This is a genomic window from Jezberella montanilacus (assembly GCF_003003055.1).
In the GTDB taxonomy this organism is placed as follows: domain Bacteria; phylum Pseudomonadota; class Gammaproteobacteria; order Burkholderiales; family Burkholderiaceae_B; genus Zwartia; species Zwartia montanilacus.
The window spans coordinates 793,721-810,895 of sequence record NZ_PVTV01000011.1 but is presented as its reverse complement, the minus strand read 5'-3'; the positions used below and the strand labels follow the sequence as shown (position 1 = coordinate 810,895).

Here is a 17,175-nt window from a genome sequence, read left to right as displayed (position 1 = left end):
AAGAAGCGTTAAAATCTCGTCACTGAGTCACTTTGAATCCTATTCAAAATTTGCGGCTTGCCATGACCCTGAAAATGAACCCGTCGCCTGTGAAAGACGTATCCACCGAGTCATTCGGTGTGTTGCTCGAGCGTCAGCGAACGCTTCTGGGTCTTAGCCTGCAAGATGTGTCCAGCCAGTTGCTCTTGTCGACTAATCAGGTCCGTGGTCTAGAGGCCGACAATCATCAAGCTTTTTACAACGACTGGTTTTATGTTCAGGCAACCAAAAAATACGCCAATTTTTTAAACTTGCCACTCCCAGCCGCTATCGTGCAAAGCCTGGATCAGGCTGCATTGACCAATAAAGCATACACCGGTCGTCTTGGACTTGCACAACATCCTGAATATCAGCCAGGTTTGGGTAAGTTTGACATCAACCCTGCTAAGAACAGTCACCTCAGCGCAACCATTGCAGCGAGCCTGGTTGTGGTTGGTGTGCTGGTTGGTTTTGTCGCCTTTAATGAATTTAAAAGTAACAATGACGTTGTCGCTCAGACTGAGTCGATTGAAAGCGTCGAAGTGCTCGCTAAAGCCAGTGACTTGGTTGAAACCCCGCCAGAAGCAACCGTCGCGCTCAATACTGAGATGCCAGAATCTCAGAACCTAGTAACTGAAGCATTGGCTAGAGCGACAGAGAATCCTATTCTGCCTGCACCAGTGGTTTCAGAATTGACCCTGACTTTTACCGGTGACTGTTGGGTGCAAGCGATTTCAGCTGATGGCACTCGGATCGAGAAGATTTATAAACAGGGTGAGACCTTACAGCTCAGTCTTGGCTCACTAAAGTCGCTGGTCCTTGGTAATGCGACAGCCACTTCAATGGCTGCTGGGCCAGTAGCTGTTCCTTTGGGTGATTTTACTGTTCATGGCGGCGTCGTTGCCAGAATTTTGGCGACAGATCTTCTGACCCACATCGATCGGACTAACTAAGTCCGGTTCACTTGATCCAGTGCAAAGTTAACGAGTGCTTTTTGCACCGTGTTGTTTTCTCCTGCTGCTTCGCACACATTAATCGTCAGGCTCTGATAAAGGCTTTTTGCCTGCTCAAGCAAAACAGGTAAATCCTTTCGCAGATGCCCGCCCACCGCGAGAAACAGTGGGATCACCTGAACATGTGTTGCACCCAGTTGGGCGACTTCACCAATCGCTTCATCCAGGCTTGGTTGCATATTCTCAAGAAAAGCCAGAGCACAGGGGCCCGCATAATGAGCCTTCAGGTCCATTAATATGGATTCAAAAGGTAGTCTCCAGTTTGGATCTCTGGATCCGTGTGCAAATAAAACAATTGCCGATGAGGTGTCTTGAGTCGTCATTTGGTCATGTTAGCTCAAGGCATTCATCGTTTGCTGGATCACTTGAGTCTGCTTGATTAACGTTGCGGGGGGCGATGCTCTTTGGCGAAGACACGCGTCATACAAATCTATGGTGTCGGTCAGCTCAATCGTGTCTAGCCTTGCAGTGTCCTCTTCGATCATGATGACCTCAGTATCCAGACAGACTGCCGACTGATTCAGCTTGATGTGCAGGCTTGGCAAACGGCGTGGACTGGCAACAGGTTCACCCTCATGACCGCGCATCAAAATAACGTTAGCTGGATGTAGAGTAAAAAACGCATCGAGAATCGTCGGATAAGCCGGATGGGTATAGTTACAGATTTGCAGGCTCTGGCTCTCGAAGGGGTTGAGTAACTTTGCCAGAATATGACCACTATTACGAAGCCCAATCGTTTGTCTGACAGTCAGCAACCTGGCCAGCGCGGGGCATAACACTGGCAAAGGGCAGTAAACGAGCCTCGAAGTCTGCAGATGAGCGACGATGTCAACTGCGTTTGCTGCGATCGGCCAGTGCTGAGCTTTAAAAACAGTCTCAGAACTGGTGCGTGTTATTTCCTCATGCAATCCATGAACCAGCACTGAAAAACCCATGTCGGCTAATAATTTAGCCAACAAAGGCGTCATCAGCATCGTTTTGCGAGCACCGTTATAAGAGGGCAATAAAATCGTGGGTCTTTCGCACGATAGTTTTGGCAAATGATCGAGCGCCGCGTCATAAAACCCAGCAAGTTCGTCGGCAGTCTCCCCTTTGATACGCATGGCCAGACAAAACGCACCGATTTCCAGATCTGTCACGTCTTGGTTCAGTATGTGTGTGAAAAGGTCTTTGGCGTGCTCTCGGCTCAAGTCGCTGGCGCCTTTGCTGCCACGACCGATTTGCTTAAGATACGAACGAATGCTCATGGGTTGTCATCATTTGCTTGATTTCAGGGACGCATGATCCGCATTGAGTGCCACAAGCAAGTGTTTTTTGTAACGTGTCGAGCATTTGCTTGGGATCTGTTTCTTGGATCTGCCGCAGACATTCTACGATGCTGGCTTCAGATACGTTCACGCAGTTGCAAATGACTCGTCCTCGAGGGGTGACGGCGAGCGGAGGCTGCTCACTGGGTACAAGCAGTAAACGTCCCAGAGACGATACTTCAGTTGATTGCTCTAGAAATCCCAGCAGCCAATTTGACGACACGATGTCTTTCAAGCCGCCGCAAACAAGCGCTTTATGGATTTGTCGACCGCTTTGGCTGTGTCGGATATGGAGATGCCTTCGAACACCGCGACGTTGATCTTTATAGCTTAGGGCAGATTCTTGCTTCGAGCAGTCATTCAAGTCAAGAATGGTCATGATCTTCTCGATGAGATCATTTTCGAAAGTAATCGTCGCAGCCATCATTAGATGAACACCAGTTCGATGACTGTCATCATCGCGTCCGAACAAAACGCAGCTCGCATACGTCACTTCATCAAACAAAGCACGAAGCTTGATCTGTATCTTCAGGGCAACGTCTTCAGCAAACCAACCAAAGGCGTGCAGATGCCACGGTAAATTAGCCTTGGTAACTTTGACCGCCGAAAATTTGAGTTCGGGTTGCTCTGAAATCGGATCGCGAGCTGAACTGGTCAAACCGTTCACACCAAGGCTCATTGATTTGCCCGCATGCCCCGCTACATATTCACTGCCCCAGTGCATGGCAACGAAGGCCTGTGACGGACGCACACTGGTCGTTATTGAGACAGGCAGAACTTGAACGCCCCGCGCAGAGGTCACGTAGACAAGCTCATCATTGTGCAAATCCAGTCGTTGTGCATCAGCGGCAGACAGGTCGATCGCTGGTTTAGGCGCATGCGCGAATAGTCTGGCAATCGTGCCGGTTCGACTCATTCCGTGCCATTGATCGCGCAAACGCCCGGTGGTTAATGCAATCGGATACCGCGCACTGGTGGCTTCAGCCGTTGACCGATAGTCCTCGGTCAGGAACTTTGCTCTGCCGGTTGCGGTTGGGAAAATGCCGTCTTCGTATAGGCGTGCCTGCCCCTCGGTTGCACCTTCGGGATAGGGCCATTGAGCAGGACCTTGGGTGTCGAGGATCTCATAACTCAAGCCACTGATGTCCAGATCTCGGCCCTTGGTCAAGGCGCGATGCTCTAGCCAGATCTCTTCAGCCGTTGTGAAATTAAACAACGACGAGTCCTTGAGTCGACGTGGACGTTCAAGTTTTTTCTCAATGAGTCGGGCGATATCAAGGCAGATCTGCCAATCATTTTTAGATTCGCCAAGTGGCGCAATCACTGGATTCACACGCGAGATCCGCCTCTCGGAATTGGTTACCGTCCCTTCTTTCTCAGCCCATGTTGTTGCGGGTAACAACACATCGGCGTAGGGTGCCGTCGCAGTATTGGTATAGGCTTCTTGCAGTACGACAAATTCTGCTGCTTCTAAAGCCTGATGGACAAGTGTCTGGTCGGGTAAGGATTGTGCCGGATTGGTACAAACAATCCAGATGGCTTTCAAGCGACCTGAGCGAAGCGCCTCAAACATGGGGATGGCGGTCAGTCCGGGGGCTTCAGCGACATCAGTCACTCCCCAAAAGTCAGCAACCTCCCGACGATGCGCTGGATTGCCTAAGTCGCGATGCGCGGCCAGTTGATTGGCAAGACCGCCAACTTCTCTGCCACCCATTGCGTTGGGTTGTCCTGTTAATGAGAAGGGTCCCGCACCAGCCTTGCCAATTTGTCGAGTGGCGAGATGCAAGTTAATAAGAGCACTATTTTTTGCTGTGCCTGAAGTCGATTGATTTAAACCCTGACAATACAGAGATAACGTTGCTGTAGAAGTGGCAAATAGTCTGGCTGCTTCAAACAGCTCAGATTCAGAAATCCCACAGAGCTGCGCAACCGTTTTAGGGGGGTAGTTTTTAACCAGTGCTTTTAAGTCACTAAAGCCTTCAGTGTGGGCATCGATATAGGTTTGATCGAGCCACCCTTCCCAGAGCATGAGATGCAACATGCCATGGTAGAGAGCGATATCAGTACCTGGCAGGATTTGTAAAAATAAATCGGCTGCTTGAGCCGTGTCTGTTCGTCGAGGATCGACGACGATAATTTTGAGTGCCGGGTTTTTCTCTTTGGCTGCTTCGATTCGCCTGAAGAGAACGGGGTGAGCATAGGCAGCATTTGAACCCGTAATAAAAATCACGCTGGCGCGATCAATATCTTCGTAGTTGCAGGGTGGGGCGTCTGCGCCAAGGCTGCGCTTATAGCCAGCAACTGCGCTTGACATACATAGACGCGAATTGGTGTCGATATTATTAGTACCGAGCAGGCCCTTGGCCAATTTGTTGAAGACATAATAGTCTTCAGTCAGGATTTGTCCCGAGACATAAAAGGCCACTGAATTCGGACCATGCTCGTTGATAATGTCTGCAAACCGACTGGCGACCAACTCGTTTGCCTGATCCCAGTTTGCGCGGGTTCGCGCTGCGTCTTTACTGTGTCGCCATTCAGGGTGCTTGGCGCGAGTCTGCTCGTAAACATGTGTTTGCGCCGTCAGGTGTAGCGTGGCCCCTTTGCTACAGAGTCGACCTAAATTGGCGGGATGAGCAGGGTCTCCAGTGACGCTCTTGATGCGTAACTTGCCCGAAACTTGCTCTGTCTCGACCAGCATGCCACAACCAACCCCGCAATAGCAGCAGGTAGTTTTGACCTGCGAGTTGATCGCCGTCGCTGCGTGCATTAATCTCTCGCCAGTTCAGTCGCAGATAGAAACACATCCCCAGATTCGCAGCGTGTTGTGTAAGGACGCGCGCAACCCGTATCGGGCGCTAACGCACAACCATCAGCTAAATTGATGTTCCAGGCGTGTAATGGACACGTGACCGCATGGCCGTGAACGATTCCTTGTGACAGCGGCCCACCTTTGTGAGGGCATTTGTCAAGGACTGCGAACACCACGTCGTCGAGCGAGCGAAAGATGGCGATTGGGCCAGCCGCCGCACCTTCAATGACGCGCGCTCCGGCGACAGGGATGTCAGCCTGTTTAACCACGAATACCCAATCAGATTTAGTCGTTTCCATTTTTTTTTTAATTGGCTAAGTGGTTTGAACGGTGATTGGTTGAAACTGTCTGGTGTCAACGCCCGCTTTTTCAAAATCTTTCCAGGGATCAGGGGCATCTTTGAGCGCAAACAGTAAGCGGTCATAGAGATCGCTGCGCCCTTGCGCATCCTCAAGAATTCGTTTCTTGACGTAATCCAGGCCAACGCGCTGCACATAGTGAACCGTTCGCTCGAGATACCAGCCCTCTTCACGATATAGTTGAATGAAGGCGCCAGAGTATTCGCGCACTTCCTCATCGGTTTTTACTTTGCAAAGAAATTCAGCCACTTCGGTTTTGATGCCTCCATTGCCTGCAACATAGATCTCCCAACCTGAGTCGACCCCGATGACGCCGACGTCTTTGATCCCTGCTTCGGCACAGTTGCGTGGGCAACCGGAGACCGCGAGTTTGACCTTGTGCGGTGAATACATACCGAACAGCATGCGTTCGAGTGCCACACCCATGTTCATCGATAGCTGAGTACCAAAGCGGCAATGCTCTGACCCCACACAAGTTTTGACAGTACGGATGGATTTGCCGTACGCATGCCCAGAGGGCATGCCTAAGTCTTTCCAGACCGCCGGCAGATCTTCTTTCTTGATCCCCAGCAAATCGATGCGCTGTCCGCCCGTTACTTTGACGGTCGGCACGTTGTATTTGTCGGCAACATCGGCAATACGACGCAGCTCGCTTGAGTTGGTGAGACCGCCCCACATACGCGGAACGACAGAATACGTGCCGTCCTTCTGAATATTGGCATGCGCACGCTCATTGATAAAGCGTGACTGCGGATCATCGATCGCTTCATGCGGCCACGTCGAGATCAGGTAATAGTTCAATGCTGGTCTGCAGCTTGCGCAACCAGACGGGGTTCTCCAGCCAAGATTCTCCCTGATTTGCTGCTGTGTTAAGTATTTATGTTCGCGTATAGCAACGCGCACATCTTCATGTGAGCTGTCCGTGCAAGCGCACATAGCTTTCTTTGCAGGGGTCTCAGAGTAATTCGTGCCCAGACAATTCATGAGAATTTGTTCGACCAAGCCAGTACAGGACCCGCACGACGCGCTTGCCTTGGTGCACTTGCGGACGTCGTCCAGAGTAAATAGCCCCTCTTCTTTGATCGCTTTGACAATACGACCTTTGCTGACCCCGTTACAGCCGCAAACTTCATCGCCATCGGCCATCGCCGCGGCTTTGTTATGCCCTTCGTGACCAACATCGCCAATGTTCGTTTCGCCAAAGATAAGCGAGTCCCGAATACTCGCGATATTTTTCTCTTCTCGTAAGAGCTTGAAATACCAAGTACTGTCAGCGGTGTCACCATAGACACAGGCGCCAATCAGTTTGTCATCTTTAAGTACAAGTTTTTTATAAACGTTTGAACCTGGGTCGGCGAGCGTGATTTCATCACAGCCTTCACCACCCATGAAATTTCCTGCTGAAAAAAGATCAATGCCGGTGACCTTGAGTTTGGTCGAAGTGAATGAGCCAAGATAGCGAGCAATACCGTATTCGGCTAGGTGATTGGCGCAGACTTTGGCTTGCTCGAAGAGTGGAGCCACAAGACCGTACACGGCACCACGGTGGTTGGCACATTCGCCGACTGCATAGACCAAAGGGTCGAAGGTCTGCATCGTGTCGTTCACAATCACGCCACGCGAGCAATGTATGCGAGCCGATTCCGCAAGCGCTGTATTGGGTTTAATGCCTGCTGCCATGACGACTAAGTCAGCACTGATTTCTGTCCCATCTTTAAGTCTGACCGCAGCAACACGCGTACCCTCTTTATTGGGTAATAAGGCTTCGGTGTGTGCCTTCAGTCGGAAGTCAATACCGCGACTCTCCAGACTGGTCTGTAGCAGATTGGCAGCAACCGAATCGAGCTGTCTTTCCATGAGCCAATCGGCTAGATGAATGACCGTTACTTTCATTCCACGAGTTCGCAAGCCATTCGCCGCTTCGAGGCCCAGGAGACCGCCGCCAATGACGACCGCATGTTGATAGTCCTTGGCAGCAGCGATCATCTCATTGGTGTCTTTAATATCGCGGTAGGCGATTACACCGGGCAAATCCTTGCCTGGGACAGGCAAGATGAAGGGGAGCGATCCAGTCGCTAGCAGTAGTCTGTCGTAAGGTTCAACCGTGCCATCTTCGGCTATGACTTCACGCGCCTTACGATCAATCTTGACAACTGTTTTGTTTAAGTGAAGACGGATCTGATTGCTCTCATACCAATCCAGATCATTGAGAATGATTTGTTCAAGATTTTGTTCACCCGCTAACACGGGTGAGAGCAAAATGCGGTTGTAGTTGGGATGTGGCTCGGCACCAAAAACAGTAATGTCGTATAGATCAGGGGCAATTTTTAACAGCTCTTCAAGGGTGCGAACACCCGCCATGCCGTTTCCGATCAGAACCAGTTTCATTTTTTTCATGGCAATCTCCTTAGGCCGCCTTGAGAGCGGGGTTGCCCTGCTTTCGATACAAAAAGTCAATCACTTCAGTTCGGTACTCTTGATACTGGACGCTGTTGGCCAATGCTACGCGGTCGCGTGGGCGATCCAGTGCAACACTCACGATTTCACCAATCTTTGCGGCCGGGCCATTTGTCATCATGACGATACGGTCTGACAGCAGGACAGCTTCGTCTACATCGTGTGTCACCATGACAGCGGTACTTTGTTTCGCGGCCATGATGCGCATTAACTCGTCCTGCAGATTCGCGCGCGTGAGTGCGTCAAGCGCACCGAAGGGCTCATCAAGCAAAAGCACCTGAGGCTCCATTGCCAAGGCACGTGCAATACCGACACGTTGCTTCATGCCACCCGATACTTCGTGTGGCAACTTGTGTTGCGCGTGTGACAGTCCGACCAAAGCCATTACCTCTGCTGTCCGCTCTTGCAATTGCTTCTTGGATTCAGATTCTGCAAAGACCCGTTCGACACCCAGATAAACGTTATCGAAGCAAGTCAGCCACGGCAACAGCGAATGATTTTGGAAGACGACTGCGCGGCTGGGGCCTGGTCCTGCGATCTCTCGACCTGCACAGATCAAACGTCCTTCGGTCGGCATCGTGAGGCCAGCGATCAGATTTAATAAGGTGGATTTCCCGCAGCCTGAATGACCTATCAGGGTAATGAACTCGCCTTTCTTAACCGTCAATTCAATGTCTTTGAGCGCAACAAAAGGACCTTTCTTGGTCTTAAAGGTTTGCTGGACGCCTTGGATGAGCAAATAGCGATCGAGATGAAGGGTCGACATATTGGCGATATCCTGAAGTTATTCGTAAGAGAATCGTTTGGCGATCGAGATCAGGCAGTATTCAAGCAGCAACCCAACAATACCGATAACAAAAATAGCAATGATGATGTTTTCGACTTTCAGATTGTTCCATTCGTCCCATAGCCAAAAGCCCACGCCCACACCGCCGGTCAGCATTTCAGCAGCGACGATAACCAACCAGGCCGTACCGATTGATAAGCGCACGCCAGTTAACATGTAAGGAAGTGTGGCCGGGAGTAGGATCTTGGTGAATACTTTCCACTCTGACAAATTCAGCACCCGAGCAATGTTCATGTAATCGACTGGGATTCTTTGCACTCCGATGGCGGTATTGATGATCATGGGCCAGATGGAGCAGATGAAAATGCACCAGATCGCCGCTGGATTGGCTGCTTTAAAAAGTAGAAGGCCAATTGGCAACCAGGCCAGGGGTGACACCGGTCGCAATAAGCTGATGATGGGTGACGTCATCGCCCCGAAGACTTTGAATCGACCGATCGCAAAACCAGTTGGGATGCCGACGATGGCTGCGAAGCCGAAGCCAAGAGCGACGCGACGCAAGGAAGATAAGATGTTCCAGCCAATCCCTTGATCATTTGGCCCATTCGAATAAAAAGGATGGGAGAACAGATCCACTGCTGCGTTAAAAGTAAAGCCGGGCGAAGGGATTTCAGTAATCGCACTATGTATCGCCTGCCAGATAGCAATAAACAGCAGAAAACCTAAACTGCCCAGCAGAGCCGGGGTGACTGGCTCAAGCACCGCCATCACCTTGTCTCGGGCCGCCAGTCGCTTTGTTTCACGATCGCGTAACGCGGCCATCTCAGCGTCTTGTTCAAGCGACGACTCCTCTGCGTGCTTTGGGTCGACCAGCATTTCTCGGTCAACCTTTAATAGCAAAGCTGTCAGCGTACGCGGCAGGATCCTTGCCAGACCAAGTTTTGCCGTCCATCAGCGTCGACGTGCGCATCTCAGTAGCAGGCAGGGCAACACCCGATGCCGTCGCAGCTTGTTTGTAAATATCAATGCGATTGATTTTCGTCGCGACTGCAAGATAATCTGGATGCTCTTTCAGCAGGCCCCAACGTTTTTGCTGTGTCAAAAACCACATGCCGTCTGACAGGTAGGGGAAGTTGACGTGGCCGTCGTTGTAGAACTTCATGGCGTCTGGATCATCCCAGGTTTTGCCCATACCATCTGTGTATCTGCCGAGCATGCGGTCGACAATGACGTCCATGTCCGTATTTACATAGGATTTAGCCGCGATGACCTCTGCTGTTTTGCGGCGATTAACGACCGAAGCATCGATGAATTTAGACGCGTCCAAAATGGCAGCAGTCATGGCACGGGCGGTGTTTGGGTATTTGACGGTAAAGTCAGCGGTACAGCCCAACACTTTTTCTGGATGATCTTTCCAGATAGCTTGTGTCGTTGTCGCAGTAAAGCCGATCTTGTCTGCGACGGCACGTGCGTTCCAGGGTTCCCCGACGCAGTAGCCATCCATATTGCCGACTCGCATATTGGCAACCATTTGTGGAGGGGGAACGGTGATGACTTTGGCATCTTTAATCGGATTAATACCGTTCGCGGCCAGCCAGTAGTAAAGCCACATGGCATGCGTGCCCGTCGGGAAAGTTTGCGCAAAGGTATATTCACGCGACTCTTTAGTCATTAAGGCGCGAAGTGACGGACCATCCTTGACGCCTTTCTCCGCTAGTTTTTGCGAAAGCGTGATCGCTTGCCCGTTGTTGCTCAACGTCATCAACACCGACATATCTTTTTTGGGGCCGCCAATGCCTAACTGCACGCCATAGATCAGTCCGTACAAAACGTGAGCCGCATCGAGCTCTCCATTGACCAACTTGTCCCGAATGCCTGGCCAAGACGCCTCTTTCGACGGCACGATTTTGATGCCGTATTTTTTATCAAACTCCATGACAGAAGCCATCACCACCGAGGCACAGTCTGTCAGAGGAATAAAACCAATTTTGATTTCGGTTTTTTCAGGTGCATCGCTGCCCGCTGCCCAAGCGCCCGCTCTAACCAGTGGATCGACCAGTGACATGATGCTGGCTGCGCCGAGCGATTTGACTGCAGTGGTAACGATGTTGCGGCGAGCAGAATCAACGGGTTGGGCGGGTGGTTGCTTGTTGCGCATTGCTGAGCTCCGGTCTGTGGTGTACCGGTAACAAAGCAACTATCGTGCCAAGTCAGTGCTTAAGACGTGATCTATGCCTATGCTGAGGCAGGGAAAGCAGGCAATACCTTCGTTTTACCTGTATTGCCTCCCCATTCACTAAGTTGGTGCATAAGTGCTGATGGCTAGTTATTCATGGCGGTATTAGCGATAAGGTCAGCTAATCGAAAAACCATTTCGAACTAAACGACCACTCGACTGCGCAAACTCCACGAAATAATATTGATGTGCAGTCAGAGCTTTCATTACCGGAAAATTCATGATCCTAGAATAGCAATAGCAATACCCATACCGATTCTGTGTCAGTCTAGATAAAGTTTGTTGCTATCCACGTCGCGCAGGAAAAGCTGTTTTCAGATACTGCATGAACGCTTTAACCTTCGCGCTCGCAAAGCGTCTAGAAGTGTGCAATGCCCAAATTTCAGCAGGAGCAGCGGATGAAGGCCCCCAACAGACAAGCCTGCCCGCAGCTAAATCTTCTTCGACAAGTGCGCTCGACAGTTTGGCGGCGCCGATGCCTGTGAGCACAGCATCACGGATCATCGTGAACGTCGGCAGTTCAAGAACTGGCTTCGTTTCGATTTCACGACAGGGGTTCCCCCCGATCTTCCAAGTGGCGGGGTTCCTAGCAGCATTCCTAACCACCACGGGTAGCGACTGCTGGCGAGGGGAAGTAGCCGACGTTGACGGATCCAACAAGGACGGCGCCGCAACAACTAAAAGTTGGTCCCTGAGGAAGCATGTCCCCACAAGCTCCGAATCCGCTTTCGGGTTAACCCGGATCACTACGTCGTAGCCTTCGCTTACGAGGTCCACTTCGCGATCTTCCATCGTTACTTTCAACTCAATCTCTGGATAGGCAGACTTGAATTGGCCAGTTAGGCGGCCCATAAACATGAGCCCAAATAGAAATGGAACGTTAACGCGCAATCGACCCTTTGGTTGTGCACTTCCGTCTCGCAGCATGTCCACTGCTTGGGCAATGTCATTGAGGGGTCCCGAAGTGCTCTTGAAGAGCATCTCTCCTTCCTCTGTCAGTTGGACGGACCTGGCGCTTCGCTCAAACAGGCGCACCCCTATGCTCCTCTCCAAATCCATGACTTTGCGAGACAGGCTAGCTTTCGGGCGTCCACTCATCCGGCTCGCTTGAGAAAACCCACCGTTGGATGCCACCAAGACAAAGTCGGACAAGTCATCAAGATTCATTTCGTTCCATATATGAGACGTATAGTCTTATTTTATGGTATTTCGTTTCGATTGTGAATATCATATATTAACCACTGATACAACCTCTTCTACAACGGCACAAACATTTAATAAGGAATCTGCAATGACACTTCTCGCATCCGGTCCTAATGGCACATCTGCATCTCAACCCAACTTAGGAGCAGCCGCAAAGGTGGGAGCTTGGCTGTTCGTCTTATGGGGCGTATTGCACGTCTGGGTGGGCTATGAAGGCATTCACCAATACCTCAGCAACGGGACGCCAGGACAGTGGAACATGGTGATTGGCGGCAGCAAGGCTCTTCGCTCGACCTTTTTGCAAGCAACCGATGCGACCACTCTCTTCGCGCAGGGCCAATTGCTTTTGAACTTCTGCATCGACGTTGGTGGATATGGAGTTCTGGGCCTCGCCGTGGCATGGCTCATTTTGAATCGTGCTTCTTGGCCTGCCTATTTCATAGGCGTATTCATCATAGGCATTGCCGACCTTACCTTTCTCTTTGCCATGGTCACCTCAGGTGTCATTGAACTAAACGCAGGGACGGTTGGCGGTCCTGTCATTTGGTTTTTGGCGATAATCATGACCCCGTATGGCATGCCTTCACTGCGCAATAATTCAAACCGATAGGCGAGCACCATGCACCAGAGCCCCGACTCAGTCATTTCATTCTGGTTTGAGGAGATCGCGCCTAAACAGTGGTGGGAGAAATCAGCGGATTTTGACCAGTTGATTTTCCGGCGGTTTGGGGCTTTGCACAAGGCGGCGGCAGCTTGCGAACTATTTGCGTGGCGTGAGACTGCACTTGGCCGACTAGCCGAAATTTTGGTGCTTGATCAGTTTTCGCGCAACATTTACCGGGACCAAGCGTCAGCCTTTGCATGCGACCCTTTGGCGCTTGCGCTGGCGCAAACCGCCGTTGCAGTCCAAGCTGACAGTGAACTTGAAGTGAAAGAACGTTCATTTTTATTCCTTCCTTACATGCACAGCGAGTCATCAATGATGCACTTAGTGGCAATGGCACTTTTCGATGCTCCTGGCATGGAGAGTAGTTTGGAATTCGAACGAAAGCATAAGGACATCATCGAACGTTTTGGCCGGTTTCCGCATCGCAACGCATTGTTGGGGCGCGTCTCCACGCCAAACGAAATTGAATTCCTGGCAATGCCAGACTCGTCTTTCTAACGGTTTCTCAATTTTGCTGATAAATGTGCCATATCCACAATGGCGGCCACATCTATTGCATAGAGGTGCTTGAAGAAGGTTGGAGTCCTAGCGAAACGAGGTATTCAAGAAGGTTTTGCCGTCCATGCAGTTGTCCTTATCGAGCATGCGGTGCCAGCCAAGATAGTTGTCGAGGTTCTTGGTGGCCACTCCGTAGACGCGATGCATCCATCCTTTGAGACGCGAGTGGTAGGAATTTATATTTTGAATATGGTAGCTGCCAGCCACCTTCTTTGCTGGCACGCTCTTGGATTGGATGCCCTTAGCTTTGGCAATGACTCCATAAGCCTTGTAGCCATCCGAGCAAAGCAGGCAATCGTCAGACAGGACAGGCGACAACTTCTCTCCAATGTCCTTGGCCTTGCGTGAGGCGATGACGGCTGACAGCGTGGCTCCGCTCGAACGGTCGCGGGCCACCAGCACGGGGATTTGCTCCTTGGACAGTCCAGGCTTCACGGCCTTGGTGCCACGCACTTTCGCCGGGCGAGGCAGGCCCTTGCGTTGACCCTTGAAGGACTCGATGAAAAACGTCTCGTCCGCTTCCACCACTCCGGTCAATTGCAGAGGTTGTATTTTTTGCGGCGAGCGCAGGAAGCGATGCCTCCAACGGAATGCCGTGGTGACTGCGACGCCCAATCGTTCAGCAGTTGCGGCCACGCTCAGCCCATCCACCATGCACTCCGCATTCTCGATATGCTTTTCGGCCATGCGAAGTCTTGCCAATGGAGTGCCACTCAATGCGTTGAAGGTTTTGGAGCATGCCTTGCACTTGAAGCGTTGCCGTCCGTCGCGGACTCCTGACTTGGTGAAGTGCTCGCAATCGCATTAGGGGCAGGTCTTGATCGCCTCTTCCGCTTCGCGTAGAACCAAGGAGCCTTGCACCTCCTGTTCGCGCCCACGCAGGGCCTTTTTGGCTTCGATGCACTCGGACGCGGACAGGGTGCCGACGTCCTCGATGAGCTTCTTGAATGCGGTGGGTTTGATGGGGAGCACTCAGCCGGATAAATCACAGCCTATGCTATTCAAATAACGCGCTTCCCGTCAACCCGGTTGACAAAACTGACCTAAACGCTAATACCGCCTTATTCATTAATAACGATATTTGCCGCCTTGCCGATTTCTTGTGAATTACGAAAATCCTTATTGACATATTCCTGGAAGGCCTTGCGATCAAGGGTGATGATATCCACACCCAGATTATCGAAGCGCTCTTTCACTAAGGTCGTTGCTAAGGCCTGTTTGAGTGCGTCTGTCAGCCTATCCAGCACGGCTGGTGGCATACCTACAGGCCCGAAGATGCCTGTGTAAGTCACCATGTCAAAGTCTTTCACACCGAGTTCTTCGAAAGTGGGAACATCTGGTATCAGGGCTGATCGTCGCTTGCCGCTCTGAGCAATGGCGATCAAGCTGCCGCTGCGGATATGCCCGATTGAGGCTGTCAATTGATCCATCATTGAATCAATTTGATTACCCAAGAGATCATTGTTGGCTGGGCCGCTGCCTTTATAAGGGATGTGATTAAGTTTGATACCTAATCGATAAGCCAATAATTCGAGCACGAGATGTTGGCTGGAGCCATTGCCCGCAGAACCAATTGAAACCCGGTTGTCTGCTTGCTTGGCACGGGCAACATACTCAGCAAAGTTTTTAATGCTGCCCTTGGCTGCAACGGTTAACACCATGGGCACCGAATGAATCGGGCCAACGGCTACCAGGTCTTTTGTCGGATCATAAGGCGGGTTTCTGGTCAGCGCAGGCCCTACAGAAATTGAGCCACTCGAACCAAGCATCAAGGTGTAGCCATCAGCGGCAGACCTAACCACCCCTGTTGTGCCAATGAAACCGCCAGCACCGGGTTTGTTCTCGACGACAACTTGTTGTCCCAAAATATCGCTCAACGCGGGGGCAACTGCCCGTGCTGTGATGTCGACATTACCGCCGGGTGCCCAGGGAACAACCAGTTTGATTGGCTGTTTCGGGAAATCCTGCGCCATCGTCGCGCCACAGAACCCAATCGACGCGATGATTGACACAAAAAGTGAGCGGTAATTGGCAGAAAGAAATCTCAAAGTCGACTCCAAAACGTGAGTGAATCGCTTAGACTATTTGTTTAGATCAAAATGGGCAATTCACATTTCATGAACACGCTGAACGAATCTGCAAAAGGGGTGTACCTGATCACGGTCACTCCCTTCAAAGACGATGGGGCACTTGATCTGGATAGTACTGATCGGATGGTCGACTTTTCGCTTGAAAGCGGGGTGACTGGACTGACGATTCTGGGGATCATGGGCGAGGCGCCCAAATTGACGGCTGAAGAGTCAAAACTGTTTGTAAAGCGTGTGCTGGCTAGAGTAGCGGGTAGGGTGCCTGTGGTGGTGGGGGCGTCGGCGGCTGGGTTCGCATCGATGGGCGAGTTGACCAAAAGCGTGATGGATATGGGTGCCGCCGGTGTCATGGTTGCGCCTGCTGCCACTGTGAGAACAGATGATCAGATCCTTGCTTATTTCGACATGGTTAATCACACACTTGGATCCGATGTGCCGTGGGTATTGCAAGATCATCCCGTGGCCACGGGCGTGCAGATGTCGACCAGGGTAGTGCTTAGTATTTTGAAAAACTCGCCTCGTTGTGTGATGTTTAAACATGAAGATTCACCAGGACTCGCCAAACTATCGGCTATCCGTGCCGCAAGTGATAAGGGCGAACTCAGACGTGTGTCCATCCTCACTGGCAACGGGGGTGGTTTATTTTTGCCAGAAGAACTTGTCAGAGGTGCTGACGGTGCCATGACAGGTTTTGCTTATCCGGAGATGATGGTGGATGTATGCGCGGCTTACGCACGGGGTGACGTGGATGCTGCTTTCGATATCTTTGACGCTTATCTGCCCTTGGCGCGCTACGAGCAGCAACAGAATATTGGCCTGGCGGTTAGAAAGCACATTCTGGCAGCACGCGGTGCCATCGCTAGTGCAACGGTGCGTAAGCCTGGTCCGAGTTTATCGGCGATGGATCTGGCTGATTTGAATCGCTTGATTGCACGACAAGAGAAGCGCTTGGCGCAATTAAAGCTATCGCGTTGACGAGGCTGAGGTGATCAAGCCCGATGACGGCTGTCGGCCACGACCTTGATTGCCAGGCTGAACAGGGTCAGGGCAAGCACAATCATCCCTAGAACTTGATAGGGATGATTGCTGTCGAAATCGAGTACGGTGGACGAAAGCATATAAGCATCCAAGAGCGCACCAATCATGAAAATCCAAGTGAGTCGGGATTTTGTAGTGAATGAGGCGGTGTGCATCCGGTTACAGAGACTGGCACCGAGCAGACCACTGAGGATGCCGACCGAAGCACCCGCAAGCACATCGGCTGGCCAGTGAGCGCCAACTGCAATCCTTGCAAACCCCGTGCCTGTAGCGATCAAGAAAAAGATCCAGGCGTATTTTCTTTTTGCTGCATTGATCGAAAAATAAAACGCAGTCGCCACTGCAAAGGCGGTCAGCGTGTGCCCAGACGGTAAGGACAAGTGAAGCAAGGGGTTGCCGACAATATGAAAAGTGCTGAGGTCCAGCACGCTCGCAGGTCTTGGGAAATCTAACGCGAGCTTGAGCGTTCGAGAGGCGAGTCCGGCAATCAAACCACTTAGTGCGCCCGCCGCTAGCAAACGAGGGGCAATGAGCACCAAGGGAAATACCAGCGAGTAAAGGCCCCAACCATTTCCAAGAAAAACAAAAAATCCCCAAAAACTGTCAGACAAACGCTGAGTCCGCTGATTAATAAAA

16 protein-coding genes and 1 pseudogene are annotated in these 17,175 nt (G+C 51.3%); 4 read left to right on the top strand and 13 right to left on the bottom strand.

The genetic code is table 11. The features are described 5' to 3' along the window. Nucleotides 1-62 precede the first annotated feature (62 nt). Entirely contained in the window at nt 63-971 is a 909-nt protein-coding gene (locus BCM14_RS05420; protein ID WP_106226925.1) for a helix-turn-helix domain-containing protein, read from the top strand. On the opposite strand, the gene BCM14_RS05415 is transcribed toward BCM14_RS05420, so the two are convergent. From BCM14_RS05415 to BCM14_RS05375, 9 genes are all read right to left on the bottom strand, one after another. Continuing rightward, entirely contained in the window at nt 968-1,354 is a 387-nt protein-coding gene (locus BCM14_RS05415; protein WP_106226924.1) for a sirohydrochlorin chelatase, read from the bottom strand. The genes BCM14_RS05420 and BCM14_RS05415 overlap by 4 nt on opposite strands. Before the next feature lie 9 nt (nt 1,355-1,363). Next, the gene (ybiB, locus tag BCM14_RS05410; protein ID WP_106226923.1) at nt 1,364-2,278 is read right to left on the bottom strand and encodes a DNA-binding protein YbiB; all 915 of its coding nucleotides are present in this window, start codon (nt 2,276-2,278) and stop codon (nt 1,364-1,366) included. Next, nucleotides 2,256-5,105 carry a nitrate reductase gene (locus BCM14_RS05405; RefSeq protein ID WP_106226922.1) on the bottom strand — a complete coding sequence of 950 codons (2,850 nt, stop codon included), beginning with the start codon at nt 5,103-5,105 and terminating at the stop codon, nt 2,256-2,258. Before BCM14_RS05405 ends, ybiB begins: the two co-directional genes overlap by 23 nt. Continuing rightward, the gene (locus BCM14_RS05400; RefSeq protein ID WP_106226921.1) at nt 5,105-5,446 is read right to left on the bottom strand and encodes a nitrite reductase (NAD(P)H) small subunit; all 342 of its coding nucleotides are present in this window, start codon (nt 5,444-5,446) and stop codon (nt 5,105-5,107) included. Before BCM14_RS05400 ends, BCM14_RS05405 begins: the two co-directional genes overlap by 1 nt. A gap of 15 nt (nt 5,447-5,461) precedes the next feature. After that, nucleotides 5,462-7,903 carry a nitrite reductase large subunit NirB gene (gene nirB, locus BCM14_RS05395; protein WP_106226920.1) on the bottom strand — a complete coding sequence of 814 codons (2,442 nt, stop codon included), beginning with the start codon at nt 7,901-7,903 and terminating at the stop codon, nt 5,462-5,464. 10 nt (nt 7,904-7,913) lie between these two features. Then, nucleotides 7,914-8,729: an ABC transporter ATP-binding protein gene (locus BCM14_RS05390; protein WP_106226919.1), complete on the bottom strand. Its 816-nt coding sequence runs from the start codon at nt 8,727-8,729 to the stop codon at nt 7,914-7,916. 18 nt (nt 8,730-8,747) lie between these two features. Continuing rightward, entirely contained in the window at nt 8,748-9,518 is a 771-nt protein-coding gene (gene ntrB / locus BCM14_RS05385; protein ID WP_259673452.1) for a nitrate ABC transporter permease, read from the bottom strand. A 115-nt stretch (nt 9,519-9,633) separates the two neighbouring features. Next, nucleotides 9,634-10,908 carry a CmpA/NrtA family ABC transporter substrate-binding protein gene (locus tag BCM14_RS05380; RefSeq protein ID WP_106226917.1) on the bottom strand — a complete coding sequence of 425 codons (1,275 nt, stop codon included), beginning with the start codon at nt 10,906-10,908 and terminating at the stop codon, nt 9,634-9,636. Between the two features lie 363 nt (nt 10,909-11,271). Beyond that, nucleotides 11,272-12,153, bottom strand: coding sequence for a LysR family transcriptional regulator (locus BCM14_RS05375; protein ID WP_106226916.1), 882 nt, complete (start codon nt 12,151-12,153; stop codon nt 11,272-11,274). Nucleotides 12,154-12,277: 124 nt separating this feature from the next. On the opposite strand from BCM14_RS05375, the gene BCM14_RS05370 reads away from it, so the two are divergent. Together BCM14_RS05370 and BCM14_RS05365 are read left to right on the top strand one after the other, a co-directional pair. Then, nucleotides 12,278-12,799, top strand: a complete 522-nt coding sequence (locus tag BCM14_RS05370) for a hypothetical protein (protein WP_106226915.1) — start codon at nt 12,278-12,280, stop codon at nt 12,797-12,799. Between the two features lie 9 nt (nt 12,800-12,808). Next, entirely contained in the window at nt 12,809-13,354 is a 546-nt protein-coding gene (locus BCM14_RS05365; RefSeq protein ID WP_106226914.1) for a DUF924 family protein, read from the top strand. An 87-nt stretch (nt 13,355-13,441) separates the two neighbouring features. On the opposite strand, the gene BCM14_RS05360 is transcribed toward BCM14_RS05365, so the two are convergent. The 3 genes and pseudogenes from BCM14_RS05360 to BCM14_RS05355 all read right to left on the bottom strand — a co-directional run bounded on the left by BCM14_RS05360 (nt 13,442) and on the right by BCM14_RS05355 (nt 15,462). Next, nucleotides 13,442-14,101 carry an IS1595 family transposase gene (locus BCM14_RS05360; RefSeq protein WP_106226913.1) on the bottom strand — a complete coding sequence of 220 codons (660 nt, stop codon included), beginning with the start codon at nt 14,099-14,101 and terminating at the stop codon, nt 13,442-13,444. A 42-nt stretch (nt 14,102-14,143) separates the two neighbouring features. After that, nucleotides 14,144-14,206, bottom strand: a pseudogene (locus BCM14_RS15450) (transposase-like zinc-binding domain-containing protein); the annotation flags it as partial. Nucleotides 14,207-14,475: 269 nt separating this feature from the next. Beyond that, complete coding sequence (locus BCM14_RS05355; protein ID WP_146129723.1) at nt 14,476-15,462, bottom strand: Bug family tripartite tricarboxylate transporter substrate binding protein; 987 nt, start codon at nt 15,460-15,462, stop codon at nt 14,476-14,478. A 69-nt stretch (nt 15,463-15,531) separates the two neighbouring features. Between BCM14_RS05355 and BCM14_RS05350 the strand changes: the two genes are divergently transcribed. Then, on the top strand, nt 15,532-16,476 hold the full coding sequence (locus BCM14_RS05350; protein ID WP_106227063.1) for a dihydrodipicolinate synthase family protein: 945 nt from the start codon (nt 15,532-15,534) through the stop codon (nt 16,474-16,476). Nucleotides 16,477-16,490: 14 nt separating this feature from the next. On the opposite strand, the gene BCM14_RS05345 is transcribed toward BCM14_RS05350, so the two are convergent. Beyond that, nucleotides 16,491-17,150, bottom strand: coding sequence for a phosphatase PAP2 family protein (locus BCM14_RS05345; protein WP_259673429.1), 660 nt, complete (start codon nt 17,148-17,150; stop codon nt 16,491-16,493). Between the last annotated feature and the right edge of the window lie 25 nt (nt 17,151-17,175).

What these genes read in the sequence shown, in the direction of transcription:
- BCM14_RS05420 (WP_106226925.1), top strand. Translation starts at nt 63, where the DNA reads ATGACCCTGAAAATGAACCCGTCGCCTGTGAAAGACGTATCCACCGAG.
- BCM14_RS05415 (WP_106226924.1), bottom strand. Translation starts at nt 1,354, where the DNA reads ATGACGACTCAAGACACCTCATCGGCAATTGTTTTATTTGCACACGGA.
- ybiB (WP_106226923.1), bottom strand. Translation starts at nt 2,278, where the DNA reads ATGAGCATTCGTTCGTATCTTAAGCAAATCGGTCGTGGCAGCAAAGGC.
- BCM14_RS05405 (WP_106226922.1), bottom strand. Translation starts at nt 5,105, where the DNA reads ATGCACGCAGCGACGGCGATCAACTCGCAGGTCAAAACTACCTGCTGC.
- BCM14_RS05400 (WP_106226921.1), bottom strand. Translation starts at nt 5,446, where the DNA reads ATGGAAACGACTAAATCTGATTGGGTATTCGTGGTTAAACAGGCTGAC.
- nirB (WP_106226920.1), bottom strand. Translation starts at nt 7,903, where the DNA reads ATGAAAAAAATGAAACTGGTTCTGATCGGAAACGGCATGGCGGGTGTT.
- BCM14_RS05390 (WP_106226919.1), bottom strand. Translation starts at nt 8,729, where the DNA reads ATGTCGACCCTTCATCTCGATCGCTATTTGCTCATCCAAGGCGTCCAG.
- ntrB (WP_259673452.1), bottom strand. Translation starts at nt 9,518, where the DNA reads ATGGCGGTGCTTGAGCCAGTCACCCCGGCTCTGCTGGGCAGTTTAGGT.
- BCM14_RS05380 (WP_106226917.1), bottom strand. Translation starts at nt 10,908, where the DNA reads ATGCGCAACAAGCAACCACCCGCCCAACCCGTTGATTCTGCTCGCCGC.
- BCM14_RS05375 (WP_106226916.1), bottom strand. Translation starts at nt 12,153, where the DNA reads ATGAATCTTGATGACTTGTCCGACTTTGTCTTGGTGGCATCCAACGGT.
- BCM14_RS05370 (WP_106226915.1), top strand. Translation starts at nt 12,278, where the DNA reads ATGACACTTCTCGCATCCGGTCCTAATGGCACATCTGCATCTCAACCC.
- BCM14_RS05365 (WP_106226914.1), top strand. Translation starts at nt 12,809, where the DNA reads ATGCACCAGAGCCCCGACTCAGTCATTTCATTCTGGTTTGAGGAGATC.
- BCM14_RS05360 (WP_106226913.1), bottom strand. Translation starts at nt 14,101, where the DNA reads ATGGCCGAAAAGCATATCGAGAATGCGGAGTGCATGGTGGATGGGCTG.
- BCM14_RS05350 (WP_106227063.1), top strand. Translation starts at nt 15,532, where the DNA reads ATGAACACGCTGAACGAATCTGCAAAAGGGGTGTACCTGATCACGGTC.